Origin of the sequence: Streptomyces parvus, assembly GCF_032121415.1 — a bacterium.
Lineage (GTDB): Bacteria > Actinomycetota > Actinomycetes > Streptomycetales > Streptomycetaceae > Streptomyces > Streptomyces globisporus_A.
The window spans coordinates 4452584-4465037 of record NZ_CP135079.1 but is presented as its reverse complement, the minus strand read 5'-3'; the positions used below and the strand labels follow the sequence as shown (position 1 = coordinate 4465037).

The window sequence follows — 12454 nt, the reverse complement described above, 5'->3', positions numbered from 1 at the left end:
CACGGGGCGGAGGCGGCTACGGCTTGGGCAGCGCGCAGCCCTCACGGTCGAGGTCGATCCTGCTGCCGGCCCCGATGCACGGGACCATGCTGTACGTCTGCTGGGCGTAGTTGATGCCCTCGCGGACGGTGACCTTGCCGTTCTCGTCGACCTCGCACGGGTTGTTGTCCGTGCACTCCTGGCCGCTCTCGTTGCCGGTGTTGTTGACGGCCACCACCTTGCCGGTGGCGTCGTCGATCACCGGCGAGCCGGACGTCCCGCCGATGGTCCGGCACTCCGGGGTGTAGCGGACCGAGTCCTTCCAGGTCCACCGGCCCTCCTTGAGCTGGTGGACGAAGCCGTCGATGTCGCAGCTGTAGGTGCGCTTCCAGTAGCCGGAGGCGACCGTGACGGCGGTGCCCGCCGTCGGGTGGGCGGTCTCCAGCTCCAGCGCCTCGATGCCGTAGCCGTCCTCGATCTGCTGGTAGGTGGAGGTGGTTTCGTAGAGCGAGAGATCGGTGTCGGTCATGGTGCCGTACGCGATCCTGCTCGCCTTCAGCGTGCCGACTCCGTCGCCCGAGGCGTCGAGCAGGGTGAACGTCCGGGAGGACGGCTGGTCGACGACGACCTCGCCGGGGCCCGGGAAGCCGGACTCCAGGCAGTGCCCGTTGGAGAGCACGAGGGCGGAGTCGGGGGTGCGGACCACGGAGCCCGAACAGTTGCTGAGCGCGACGGTCCCGGCGAAGGTCACGGCCTTCGCCGCGGGTTCGGCCTTGGACGCGGCTTCCTGGGCCTGCTGTGCGGGTGCGGCTGCGACGACGGGCGCGGCACCGGCTCCCAGGAGCAGGGCAGCAAGAAACGCACCGACGAGAGGCTTGTTCATGTGGGGGGGGTACCTCCAGTGATGCCAAGGGCCGGAGATCTTCCGGCTTTTGACATGCGCATGCTTGCGCAGATGCCAGGTCATCACAAGGGGCCGATTCCGGCCCCCGGTCACGGCTGCCTCCGACTCAGCCCCGCACGGGGTCGGCAGCGGGCTCCGCGCCGGACCCCTCCGTGTGGGCCCCCTCAGCGCCCCGGTAGATGTGGTCGCGCCCCCACTCCCCCAGCGGTTCCAGCGCCGCGTTCAGCGAGAGGCCCAGCGGGGTGAGCGAATACTCCACGCGCGGCGGCACCTCGGCATACACCTCGCGGTGCACGATGCCGTCGTCCTCCAGCTCCTTGAGATGGGAGCTGAGCACCTTCTCGGTCACCCCGGGCACGGCGCGCCGCAACTCGCCGAAGCGGCAGGTCTTCTCGTTCAGCGCCCACAGGATGAGCACCTTCCACTTGCCGCCGATCACATCCATCGCCGCGTCGATCCCGCAGACGAACGCCCCCGGCCTCCGCACGACCCGTGCCATCGCCCGACCACCCCTCCCCGCCTGGTCCCTGTCCACGAGGTAACCACCCACTCCACAGTGCGTACTTGTTGCCTTCGGAGCCTTCGACCAGCCTAATCGGCATGTCCGACAACACTGTTGCTTCCGCCTCGCCCGCCCCTCTCACCCTGCTCGGCCTCGGTTCGATGGGCTCCGCCCTCGCCCGTACCTGGCTCGCCGCCGGGCACCCCCTGACCGTCTGGAACCGCAGCCCCGGCAGGACCGCCGAACTCACCGCCGCCGGCGCGCGGGTGGCCGCGACGGCGGCCGAGGCGGTGGCCGCGAGCCCGCTCGTCGTGACCTGCCTGCTCGACGACGCGTCGGTCCGCGAGGCGCTGGCGGAGGCCGACCTCACGGGCAAGGACCTGGTCGACCTCACCACCTCCACCCCGGCCGAGTCGCGGACCCGCGCGGCCTGGGCGAACGAGCGCGGCGCCCGTTTCCTGGACGGCGGGATCATGGCCGTACCGCCGATGATCGGTCTGCCGGAGGCCGGCGGCTACGTCTTCTACAGCGGCTCCCGCGAGGTCTTCGACGCCCACCGCGAGGTACTGGCCGTGCCCGTCGCCACCCGGTACGTCGGCGCCGACCCCGGCTTCGCCGCGCTCCACGACGTGGCGCTGCTCAGCGCGATGACCGCCATGTTCGCCGGGGCCCGGCACGCGGCCGCGCTGGTGGCGGACGCGGGAATCGACCGACAGGAGTTCGCCACCCTGCTGGCCGACTGGCTCACGGCGATGGCCCCGGCGACCGCGGCGTACGCGGGCGGGCCCGTGCCCGAGAACCCGACCAGCGCGGCCGTGGCGGAGGCGGGGGACGCGGCACTGCTCCGTACGGCCGAGGAGCGGGGCGTCGGCACGGCGCTGCTCATCGCGTCGGCGGGCGCGGTGAACGGCATGTGACGGTCCGCGCCGCGTGCCGGGCGGACCGGGGCACGCCACGCCTGGCCACGCCCTTCCGCCTCGCGCCCGTCCGGATCAGGCTTCCGCCGCCGCGGTCTCCTTGGCGTACGTCACCGCCTGGAGGAGCGTCAGTCCGGGCTCGGCCCGACGCAGGATCTTGATGGCCTCCACCGAGTCCGCCGGGCCCTCGTGCCCGGCGGCGTCGAGCCGCCGGCGCACCCATCGGCCGCGCAGCTCGGCGTCCGGGCGCCCGGCGGACTCCTCGGCCAGCGCGAGGGCGCGCTCCAGTCCGGGGCGCTCGGCGTCCGGGGCGGTCTCCAGCGCGCCCCGAAGACCGGCGACGACATCGGGGGCGTCGCGGACGACGAGAACGGCGAGGGGCCGGGGCTTGCGGAACAGGCTCATGATCCTCCGCTACCCGGGCGGACCCGGCTCGCACCGGAGTTGAGCAAGATCTGAGCCGCCGGGCCCCCGTGGGCCCGCCCGCCTCGGAAGGGCCTCGGACCGGCGACCGAGGCCCTTGGGTCGCGGACTTCGGTCCGCAGCCGGAGGCGCCCCCGCACCCCGGCTGCGTACGGTCGGCGTATGACACTCGACCTCGACGCGTACTTCGCCCGCATCGGCTGGACCGGGGAGCCCCGCGCCACCCTGGAGGTGCTGCGGTCCCTGCACCGGGCCCACTTGTCCGGCATCCCGTTCGAAAACCTGGACGCCGTTCTCGGCTCCGCCCCGTCTCTGGCGCTCGACGACCTGGAGGCGAAACTCGTGCGCGGCGAGCGCGGCGGGTACTGCTTCGAGCACGGCACCCTCTTCGCCGCCGTCCTGCGGCAGATCGGCTTCTCCGTCACGCCGCTGACGGCCCGCGTGATGCTGGGCGCGGCGCCGGGCGACATCCGGCCGCGCTCGCACATGCTGCTGCGAGTGGACGTGGAGGGTGAGCCGCACCCGTACCTGGCGGACGTCGGCTTCGGGGCGACCGGCGCCCTGCTGGAGCCGATCGAGCTGGTGGAGGGAGCCGAGTTGTTCGACGCCCCGCGCCACCACCGGCTCGTCCACGTCGCGGGCATCGGCCCGCTGCCGACCTGGGAGCTCCAGGCGGAGAAGGGCGGCGCGTGGGAGCCGCAGCACACGTTCACCCTGGAACCGTTCGAGGCTCCGGACTACGAAGTGATGAACTGGTACGTCGCGACGCACCCGCGCTCACCGTTCCGGCAGGCGGTGTACGCGCAGCGCACCCGGACCGGCTCGCACCTCCTGCTGGCGGGGCTGGACCTGGTGGAGACGGCCAGCGACGGCACGGTGAAGGAGCGGGTGCTGAAGGACGGCGACGAGGCGCTGCGGGTCCTGGCGGACGACTTCGGCATCCGGCTCCCGGAGGGCACGCGGCTGCCGCAGTAGCAGCCCGGCCGCCCCTGCGCGGCCGGGCGGCCCCCCGCGTGGCGCATCTCACCCGTCCCGGCCGCCCACGCCTCCTTTCCCAGCCGCGACGCCGCCCCGACCGGGAGATCCCACGGTCCGGGGCGGCGGCGGGCATGGCGATGGAAGACGGGGCGGGCCGGGGGCGCACCCCTCAGGGAGCACGCCCGGAGCAATCCCCGCGCACCCCGCGAAACGCCGCCGTAAGCTCGCGGACATGCAGGTCATCCAGTCCACGAAGCTCGCCAATGTCTGTTACGAGATCCGGGGCCCCGTGCTGGAGGAGGCGATGCGGCTGGAAGCGGCCGGTCAGCGCATCCTCAAGCTGAACACGGGCAACCCGGCCGCCTTCGGGTTCGAGTGCCCGCCGGAGATCCTCGAGGACATCCTGCGCAACGTCGCGGGCGCGCACGGCTACGGCGACGCGAAGGGCCTGCTGTCCGCGCGCCGCGCGGTGATGCAGCACTACCAGACCAAGGGCATCGAGCTCGACGTCGAGGACATCTACCTGGGCAACGGCGTCTCCGAGCTGATCCAGATGTCGATGCAGGCGCTGCTGGACGACGGCGACGAGGTGCTCGTGCCGGCTCCCGACTATCCGCTGTGGACCGCTTCGGTCTCGCTGGCGGGCGGGACGGCCGTGCACTACCGGTGCGACGAGCAGGCCGACTGGATGCCCGACCTCGCGGACATCGAGCGGAAGATCACCGACCGCACCAAGGCCCTGGTGATCATCAACCCGAACAACCCGACCGGTGCGGTGTACGACGACGAGATGCTGCGCGGTCTCACCGAGATCGCCCGGCGGCACAACCTGATCGTCTGCTCCGACGAGATCTACGACCGGATCCTCTACGACGGCGCGACCCACACCCCGACGGCGGCGCTGGCCCCGGACCTCATGGTGCTGACCTTCAACGGGCTCTCCAAGAACTACCGGGTGGCCGGCTACCGCTCCGGCTGGATGGCCGTCTGCGGCCCGAAGGCGCACGCCACCTCGTACATCGAGGGGCTGACGATCCTCGCCAACATGCGGCTCTGCGCCAACATGCCCTCGCAGCACGCGGTGGCCACCGCGCTCGGCGGGCGGCAGTCGATCGAGGACCTGGTGCTGCCGGGCGGCCGGATCCTGGAGCAGCGGAACACGGCGTACGACCTGCTGACCTCGATCCCCGGGGTGACCTGCGTGAAGCCGAAGGGGGCGCTGTATCTCTTCCCCCGGCTCGACCCCGAGGTCTACAAGATCAAGGACGACCGGCAGATGGTGCTGGACCTGCTGCGGGCCGAGAAGATCATGGTCGTGCAGGGCACCGGGTTCAACTGGCCCGAGCCCGACCACTTCCGGATCGTCACGCTGCCGACGGTCGAGGACCTGACCGACGCCGTGACCCGGATCGGCACCTTCCTGGACGGCTACGGACAGCCGTAGCCGGGCCGGCGGGCCGTGGGCGGTTACGGACAGCCGTGGGCCGGTCACACTTCCGGATCATGGACAACTTTAGACTCATTCCAATGTAGGATGGTTCCACGCACCCTCGGGAGGCCATCCATGTACGAGCCGATCCGCAGCCCCTCGGTCCACACCCCGGCCGACGACGCGGACTTTCCGCACCGCAGCCGCGAGGAAGAGCTGGACATCCAGCTCGCCGGGCATCTGGCCGCCCTCCTCGCGGTCACCGACGAGCTGGGCCTGGGCACGGCGGGCGACCGTATCGCCGAGCAGGTGGCCCGGCTGCGCGGCGCCCCGCCCGCCCGGCACGCCGGTCTGACCGACGCCGCCCCCGCGGCCCTCCACCGCCGCGCCCACGCCCTCGCGGGCCGCGCCCTGCTGGTGGCCGCGTCCCGTGCCGACACGACCGCCGCCATCCTCTCCGCCGAGCGGATGGACGCCCACACCGCGGCCCTCGCCGCCCTCGCCGACCCCACCTCCTCCGGGCAGCTGGTCGGCGCCCACTGACGGCCCCGGTCCGCGCGCCTCAAAGGCGTGCGGACCGGGTGCCACGGACCCCGGAAGGCTCCCCGCCCGGGCCGGTCCGTTGCGTTCTGGGATGGCCCCTTCATCTGCCGTCCACCCGACTCGGCCCGGAATGTGGGTTTCCGCGAGCAGGCTGCCCGGGTGAGACGCATCGTGGGAAACGTCCTGGCGGTCCTCCTGATCGCCGGTGTGGCAGCGGCCGTAGCCCTGGGCCGCGACAGTGGGACCGGGGACGGCGGCCCGGCCGCGAAGACCGTGCGCGGGGTGATCGGGTCGGAGAAGGCCGAGTTCTTCGCCGACCCCGACACCGTGAAGGCCCTCGCCGCCAAGGGGTTCACCGTCCGGACGGAGACCTCCGGATCGTGGGCGATGGACCGACTGCCCCTGAAGGGCTACGACTTCGCCTTCCCCGGCTCCAAGGCTCCGGCCGATGAGCTGAGTCGCAGCGCCGGTGCCCGTGGCGGCCCGCTGCGGCCGTTCCACTCCCCGCTCGTCGTGGTGGCCCACCGCAACGCCGCCGAGGTCCTCGCGGCCAACGGTCTGGCTCGGCTGCGGGCGAACAGCGCGGACGGGCCGGACGGAGCAAGCAGGCCGGACGCGTCGGACGGCGCTGACAGCGCGCCCAAGTGGGCCACGCAAGGGACGCTGCTCATGGGCCCCTATCTGGCGGCGGCCGAGGACGACCGCACCTGGCAGCAGCTCAAGGGGGCCTTGGGACATGCCGAGTTGAGCGGCACGGTGTTCATCACGAGCACCGACCCCGTCACGTCCAACTCCGGCGCCCTCTACCTCGCCGCCGCCTCGTACGTCGCCGACGGGGGCCGGGTGGCCACGGACGCGCGGGCCGTGGAGCGCACCGCGCCCCTGATGCGCAAGCTCGTCCAGGTGCAGGGCGCCCAGCAGACCAGCAGCGACGCGCCGTTCCGCGACTTCATCAGCGGGGTCGGCAATCCTCTCGTGCTGGTCTACGAGTCGCAGGTGGCCTCGCTCCTGATGGGCAGTCAGCGGCAGGAGATCGGCGACCTCGTCGTCCTCTACCCGGACACCACGGTCTCCAGCGACCACACCCTCGTACCGCTGACCGACGAAGGCCGCGAGCTCGGCGAGCTGCTGTCCACCGACCCCGGCTTGCGGAAGCTGGCGGTACGGCACGGCTTCCGGCCGCAGGGCGCGGCGGCCGAGTTCACCGCCGCCACGGCCGGCCACACCGCCTACCTCGACCAGCGGCTGACCGGCGTACGCCAGGCGCCCGTGCCCACCGCGGAGGTGTTGCGCTCGATGGCGCGGCAGGCCCGCGGCTGACCACGCCCGGGCCCGCACCCAGCCCCGCTCCCCGCAGTCAGGAGACCTCCACCATGACCCAGAACGCCGGGCCTCAGAACCTCGGCCCCCAGGACCCCCGACGGCCGTACGACCCGCCGACCACCCGTGGCGTCGCTGACCACCGAACTCCGGGACGCCAGGTACCGGTTGGAACGCGTTCGCGCGGCCGGCCCGGCCCTGGGCGGGGGCCGCTCATGAGAGACCGCCGACCGCCGTTCGCCCGTCGTGCGCTCCTCCCGCTGCTGACCGCGGCCCTGCTGCTGCCGCTCGCCGCCTGTACGTCCGACCCGGGCGGCGGGCCCGGTTCCGGGGCGGGCGGCTTTGACGACGGGCGGGCCCGCACGGGGACGCTCCGCGTCCTGGCCTCCAGCGAACTCACCGATATGAAGCCTCTGCTGGAGAACGCCCGTGAGGCGACCGGGATCACCGTGCGGCCCACTTGGACGGGCACGCTGGACGCGGTCCAGCGCCTGGCGTCCGGCCAGGCGGACGGGGCGTTCGACGCGGTGTGGCTGTCGTCCAACGACTATCTGCGCCTCGACCCGGAGGCCGCCCGGCGGATCGCCTCCGAGACCCCGCTGATGGCCTCCCCGGTCGCCCTCGGGGTGCGGCCCGCGACGGTGCGGCGGCTCGGCTGGGACGCCGCTTCGGTCAGCTGGGCGCAGGTCCACCGGGCGGTCGCGGCCGGAGACCTGACGTACGGGATGACCGATCCGAACCGCTCCAACTCCGGTTTCTCCGCGCTGATATCCATCGCCTCCGGGCTCTCCGGCGCCCAGGCGGCGCTCACCGACGCCGACGTCCGCCGGGCCGGGCCGAAGCTGAAGGAGTTCTTCGCCGGGCAGCGGCTGACCTCGGGTTCCTCCGGCTGGCTGGCCTCCGCGTACGCCCGGCGCTCCACCGTGGACGCGCTGATCAACTACGAGTCGGTGCTGCTGTCGCTGAACCGGGACAGCGACGCCGGGCTGACCGTGGTCCGCCCGCGCGACGGGGTGGTGACCGCCGACTACCCGCTGAGCGCGCTCAGCGGTGCCACGCCGGAGGCCCGGGACGCCGTACGGACCCTGACCGAGCACTTCCGGTCCACCGCCGTGCAGCGGGAGATCACCGCGCTGACGCTGCGCCGCCCGGTCGTCGCCGCGGCGCGTCCCGCCGATCCGCTCTCGCCCGAGCAGCGCCGGGAACTGCCCTTCCCCGGTACGCGATCGGTCGCGGACGGGCTGCTGTCCTCGTACGAACACCGGCTGCGCCGCCCCTCGCGGACCGTGTACGTGCTGGACACCTCCGGGTCGATGAAGGGAGGGCGGCTGGCGCAGCTGAAGTCCGCGCTGAACGGGCTGACCGGCGATTTCCGGGAGCGCGAACAGGTCACGCTGCTGCCGTTCGGCTCCACCGTCAAACAGGTCCGTACGCATACCGTCGACCCGGCGGACCCGAAGGCGGGCCCGGCGGCGATCCGGGCGGACACAGCCGCGCTGAGCGCCGAGGGGGACACCGCGATCTACTCCTCGCTCGCCGCCGCCTACGACCATCTGGGCCCTGACACCGGGTCCGCGTTCACCTCCGTCGTGCTGATGACGGACGGCGAGAACACGGCGGGCCGGTCGGCGGCGGAGTTCGGGGAGTTCTACCGGGCACTGCCCGAGGCCCGGCGGGCCACCCCGGTGTTCGGAATCGTGTTCGGGGACTCCGACCGCTCGGAGCTGGAGGCTATCGCCGCGCTGACCGGCGGGCGGCTCTTCGACGGGACGGAGGAGAAGGGCCCGGGCTCGCTGGACGGGGCGTTCGAGGAGATCCGTGGCTACCAGTGACGGGACCCGGGCGAAAGGGAGTTCGGTGGCGGGCCGGGTCCTCGGCTATCTGGAGTCGGGCCGGAATCTGACCGGCAGCACGGCGGCTCTCGGCGGGCTGCTGCTCACCTTCGCCGGGTTCGCGGGCGCGTACTGGCCGGTGGTGGTCGGCGGCCTGTACGGGGCGGGCGCGCTGCTCGCCCCGCCGTGCCGGCCGCCCGCCCCCGCGTTCGAGGAGCCGTCGTCCCGGCTGGACGAGCTGCGGGCCGACCTGGTGCCCCTGCGGGCGTATCTGGAGCGGGTGGAGCTGCCGGCCGCGGCGGGGGAGCGGCTGCGGGCGCTGACCGGCCTGCTGGAAGGGCTGCTGGCGCCCGGCTGGGTCTCGGAGGCGCTGGCGGACGACCCGGAGGGCGTGCACGTCGTGGCGCGGGCGGTGCGCCGGGACGTTCCGGACTCCGTCGACGCGTATCTGCGGACGCGGTGGTGGACGCGGCTCGCCCCGGGCGGGCGGGCCCCGGAGGAGGAGCTGGAGCGGCAGGCCGCGCTGCTGCACGGGGAGGCGCAGGCCCTGGTGGACACGTTGCGCGAGGCGGAGGAGCTGCGCCAGCGCTCCCACACGCGGTACCTGGAGGACCGGGGCTGCGGCGCGGCACGCGCGGAGGAGGACCGGGGCGGTTCGGCGGCGAGGGCGGAGACGGGGCGGCCCCCGGAACCGTGAGGGGGTTCCGGGGGCCGGGAGGGTGTCCTTGGTCGGGGACAGGCCCTCCGGGGCATGTCGTCGCCGACATGCCCCGTACCGCGGCGGGTCGTTCGGCCCCACAGGTCAGGGCGGATGTCCGATGGACCCGGCCGCGGGGTCGTGGGGAGCCGGGATCAGCCCAGGCGCTCGACGAGCGCGTGGTACTCGTCCCACAGCTCCTTGGGCGTGTGGTCGCCGAAGGTGTTGAGGTGCTCGGGGACCAGGGCGGCCTCCTCGCGCCAGACCTTCTTGTCGACGGTGAGGAGGAAGTCGAGGTCGGCCTCGGAGAGGTCCAGGCCCTCGGTGTCCAGCGCACCCTTGGCCGGCAGGATGCCGATGGGGCTCTCGACGCCCTCGGCCGTGCCCTCCAGGCGCTCCACGATCCACTTCAGGACGCGGCTGTTCTCGCCGAAGCCGGGCCACACGAACGTGCCCGCCTCGTTCTTGCGGAACCAGTTCACGTAGTAGATCTTCGGCAGCTTGGTCTGGTCCTTGTCGGCGCCGACCTTGACCCAGTGGTTCATGTAGTCGCCCATGTTGTAGCCGCAGAACGGCAGCATGGCGAACGGGTCGCGGCGCAGCTCGCCGACCTTGCCCTCGGCGGCGGCGGTCTTCTCGGAGGCGACGTTGGCGCCGAGGAAGACGCCGTGCTGCCAGTCGAAGGACTCGGTGACCAGCGGGACGGCGGAGGCGCGGCGGCCGCCGAAGAGGATCGCGGAGATCGGCACGCCCTGGGGGTCCTCCCACTCGGGCGCGATGATCGGGCACTGTCCGGCGGGGACGGTGAAGCGGGCGTTGGGGTGGGCGGCGGGCGTGGTGGACTCGGGGGTCCAGTCGTTGCCCTTCCAGTCGGTGAGGTGGGCGGGCGCCTCCTCGGTCATGCCCTCCCACCACACGTCGCCGTCGTCGGTGAGCGCGACGTTGGTGAAGACGGAGTTGCCCCACATGGTCTTCATGGCGTTGGCGTTGGTGTGCTCACCGGTGCCGGGTGCGACGCCGAAGAAGCCGGCCTCGGGGTTGATGGCGTAGAGGCGGCCGTCCTCGCCGAACCGCATCCAGGCGATGTCGTCGCCGATGGTCTCCACGGTCCAGCCGGGGATCGTGGGCTCCAGCATGGCGAGGTTGGTCTTGCCGCAGGCGGAGGGGAACGCGGCGGCGACGTACCTGCTCTCGCCCTGCGGCGGGGTGAGCTTGAGGATGAGCATGTGCTCGGCGAGCCAGCCCTCGTCGCGGGCCATGACGGAGGCGATGCGCAGGGCGTAGCACTTCTTGCCGAGCAGGGCGTTGCCGCCGTATCCGGAGCCGTACGACCAGATCTCGCGGTCCTCGGGGAAGTGCGAGATGTACTTGGTGGAGTTGCAGGGCCAGGGGACGTCCTGCTCGCCCTCGGCCAGGGGGGCGCCGAGGGTGTGGACGGCCTTCACGAAGAAGCCGTCGGTGCCCAGCTCGTCCAGGACGGCCCGGCCCATGCGGGTCATGGTGCGCATGGCGACGGCGACGTACGCGGAGTCGGTGATCTCGACGCCGATCGCGGAGAGCGGCGAGCCGACGGGCCCCATGCAGAAGGGGACGACGTACATGGTGCGGCCGCGCATGGACCCGCGGAAGACACCGTTCTCACCGGTGAAGATCTCCCGCATCTCGGCGGGGTCCTTCCAGTGGTTGGTCGGCCCCGCGTCCTTCTCCTCCTTGGAGCAGATGAACGTACGGTCCTCGACGCGGGCGACGTCGGTGGGGTCGGAGGCGGCGTAGTACGAGTTGGGCCGCTTGACCTCGTCCAGCTTGGTGAACGTGCCCTTGGCGACGAGCTCCCCGCACAGGCGCTCGTACTCGGCCTCGGAGCCGTCGCACCAGACCACCCGGTCCGGCTGGGTGATGGCTGCGATCTCGTCGACCCAGGAGATCAGCTCCTGGTGGTGGGTGGGGACAGTGAGGGGAGCCGCGATGTCGCGCGCCACGATCGCTCCTACGGTGAGGGTGTCAGTTGTCTGTAGGCCCCGTGGGGGCTGCGACCCGGATGCTTCGTACCCTTCGAAATCCCCTGGCGCTCATCCGGTGCCGACCGCACTCATTTGATCATCCGACCGATCCGCCCATATGTCCAGGGGGCCTCACACGTGAGCATCGCCACTCATTTGCGCCCCATATCCACCACCTACGGTGGCGTAGGTAGCATGCGGATATGACTGACGCCGCCACCGACGCCGCGACCCCGGGCCCTGTCGTACTCGACCCCACCCCCGTGAAACCGCGGATGCGTGGCTGGCTGCACGCCGGAATGTTCCCGGCGGTCGTGGTCGCCGGCATCACCCTGATCGCCCTGACCGACAGCACGACGGGCCGGATCGCCTGCACCGTCTACGTCCTCAGCGCCTGCCTGCTGTTCGGCGTCAGCGCGGTCTACCACCGCGGCACCTGGGGGCCGCGCGGCGAGGCGGTGCTGCGCCGCCTGGACCACGCGAACATCTTCCTGATCATCGCGGGCACCTACACCCCGCTGACGCTGCTCCTGCTCCCCGAGTCGACGGCCCGGCCCCTGCTGTGGGCGATCTGGGCGGCCGCTGCGGCGGGTATCGCCTTCCGGGTGTTCTGGGTCGGCGCGCCACGCTGGCTCTACACCCCGTGCTACATCGCGATGGGCTGGACGGCGGTCTTCTTCCTGCCGGACTTCATGCGGACGGGCGGTGTCGCGGTCCTGGTCCTGGTGATCGTCGGCGGGGTGCTCTACAGCGCGGGCGGCGTGATCTACGGCCTCAAGAAGCCGAACCCGTCGCCGCGCTGGTTCGGCTTCCACGAGGTCTTCCACTCGCTGACGCTGGCGGCGTTCATCGCGCACTACGTGGGCATCTCGCTGGTGGCGTACCAGCACGGGTAGTCGCTGAGGCATGACGCACGAGGGGCCGGCCGCA

12 protein-coding genes are annotated in these 12454 nt (G+C 72.3%); 8 read left to right on the top strand and 4 right to left on the bottom strand.

Annotated elements, in window-relative coordinates; all coding sequences use genetic code 11:
* Positions 1-16: 16 nt before the first annotated feature.
* Both RNL97_RS21305 and RNL97_RS21300 read right to left on the bottom strand, forming a co-directional pair.
* On the bottom strand, positions 17-862 hold the full coding sequence (locus tag RNL97_RS21305) for a S1 family peptidase (RefSeq protein ID WP_313751076.1): 846 nt from the start codon (positions 860-862) through the stop codon (positions 17-19).
* A 127-nt stretch (positions 863-989) separates the two neighbouring features.
* Positions 990-1382 (bottom strand): winged helix-turn-helix transcriptional regulator, encoded by a 393-nt coding sequence (locus RNL97_RS21300; RefSeq protein WP_032764734.1) that lies wholly within the window; start codon positions 1380-1382, stop codon positions 990-992.
* Between the two features lie 101 nt (positions 1383-1483).
* Between RNL97_RS21300 and RNL97_RS21295 the strand changes: the two genes are divergently transcribed.
* Entirely contained in the window at positions 1484-2302 is an 819-nt protein-coding gene (locus tag RNL97_RS21295; protein ID WP_313751075.1) for an NAD(P)-dependent oxidoreductase, read from the top strand.
* A 75-nt stretch (positions 2303-2377) separates the two neighbouring features.
* Here RNL97_RS21295 and RNL97_RS21290 read toward each other — a convergent pair whose 3' ends face one another.
* On the bottom strand, positions 2378-2707 hold the full coding sequence (locus RNL97_RS21290; protein WP_243314942.1) for a hypothetical protein: 330 nt from the start codon (positions 2705-2707) through the stop codon (positions 2378-2380).
* Positions 2708-2887: 180 nt separating this feature from the next.
* On the opposite strand from RNL97_RS21290, the gene RNL97_RS21285 reads away from it, so the two are divergent.
* From RNL97_RS21285 to RNL97_RS21260, 6 genes are all read left to right on the top strand, one after another.
* Complete coding sequence (locus tag RNL97_RS21285) at positions 2888-3700, top strand: arylamine N-acetyltransferase family protein (protein WP_313751073.1); 813 nt, start codon at positions 2888-2890, stop codon at positions 3698-3700.
* 235 nt (positions 3701-3935) lie between these two features.
* Positions 3936-5147, top strand: a complete 1212-nt coding sequence (locus tag RNL97_RS21280) for a pyridoxal phosphate-dependent aminotransferase (RefSeq protein WP_313751071.1) — start codon at positions 3936-3938, stop codon at positions 5145-5147.
* Between the two features lie 120 nt (positions 5148-5267).
* Positions 5268-5675, top strand: a complete 408-nt coding sequence (locus RNL97_RS21275) for an SCO4983 family protein (RefSeq protein WP_030576249.1) — start codon at positions 5268-5270, stop codon at positions 5673-5675.
* A gap of 171 nt (positions 5676-5846) precedes the next feature.
* Positions 5847-6995 carry a hypothetical protein gene (locus RNL97_RS21270; RefSeq protein WP_032764732.1) on the top strand — a complete coding sequence of 383 codons (1149 nt, stop codon included), beginning with the start codon at positions 5847-5849 and terminating at the stop codon, positions 6993-6995.
* Between the two features lie 215 nt (positions 6996-7210).
* Positions 7211-8827, top strand: coding sequence for a vWA domain-containing protein (locus RNL97_RS21265; protein WP_243314941.1), 1617 nt, complete (start codon positions 7211-7213; stop codon positions 8825-8827).
* Between the two features lie 25 nt (positions 8828-8852).
* Positions 8853-9524 (top strand): hypothetical protein, encoded by a 672-nt coding sequence (locus tag RNL97_RS21260; RefSeq protein ID WP_243316395.1) that lies wholly within the window; start codon positions 8853-8855, stop codon positions 9522-9524.
* 155 nt (positions 9525-9679) lie between these two features.
* On the opposite strand, the gene RNL97_RS21255 is transcribed toward RNL97_RS21260, so the two are convergent.
* On the bottom strand, positions 9680-11503 hold the full coding sequence (locus RNL97_RS21255; protein WP_030576238.1) for a phosphoenolpyruvate carboxykinase (GTP): 1824 nt from the start codon (positions 11501-11503) through the stop codon (positions 9680-9682).
* A gap of 224 nt (positions 11504-11727) precedes the next feature.
* On the opposite strand from RNL97_RS21255, the gene trhA reads away from it, so the two are divergent.
* Positions 11728-12420 (top strand): PAQR family membrane homeostasis protein TrhA, encoded by a 693-nt coding sequence (gene trhA / locus RNL97_RS21250; RefSeq protein WP_243314940.1) that lies wholly within the window; start codon positions 11728-11730, stop codon positions 12418-12420.
* The last annotated feature ends 34 nt before the right edge of the window (positions 12421-12454 follow it).

What these genes read in the sequence shown, in the direction of transcription:
- RNL97_RS21300 (WP_032764734.1), bottom strand. Translation starts at nt 1,382, where the DNA reads ATGGCACGGGTCGTGCGGAGGCCGGGGGCGTTCGTCTGCGGGATCGAC.
- RNL97_RS21290 (WP_243314942.1), bottom strand. Translation starts at nt 2,707, where the DNA reads ATGAGCCTGTTCCGCAAGCCCCGGCCCCTCGCCGTTCTCGTCGTCCGC.
- trhA (WP_243314940.1), top strand. Translation starts at nt 11,728, where the DNA reads ATGACTGACGCCGCCACCGACGCCGCGACCCCGGGCCCTGTCGTACTC.
- RNL97_RS21295 (WP_313751075.1), top strand. Translation starts at nt 1,484, where the DNA reads ATGTCCGACAACACTGTTGCTTCCGCCTCGCCCGCCCCTCTCACCCTG.
- RNL97_RS21275 (WP_030576249.1), top strand. Translation starts at nt 5,268, where the DNA reads ATGTACGAGCCGATCCGCAGCCCCTCGGTCCACACCCCGGCCGACGAC.
- RNL97_RS21265 (WP_243314941.1), top strand. Translation starts at nt 7,211, where the DNA reads ATGAGAGACCGCCGACCGCCGTTCGCCCGTCGTGCGCTCCTCCCGCTG.
- RNL97_RS21280 (WP_313751071.1), top strand. Translation starts at nt 3,936, where the DNA reads ATGCAGGTCATCCAGTCCACGAAGCTCGCCAATGTCTGTTACGAGATC.
- RNL97_RS21285 (WP_313751073.1), top strand. Translation starts at nt 2,888, where the DNA reads ATGACACTCGACCTCGACGCGTACTTCGCCCGCATCGGCTGGACCGGG.
- RNL97_RS21305 (WP_313751076.1), bottom strand. Translation starts at nt 862, where the DNA reads ATGAACAAGCCTCTCGTCGGTGCGTTTCTTGCTGCCCTGCTCCTGGGA.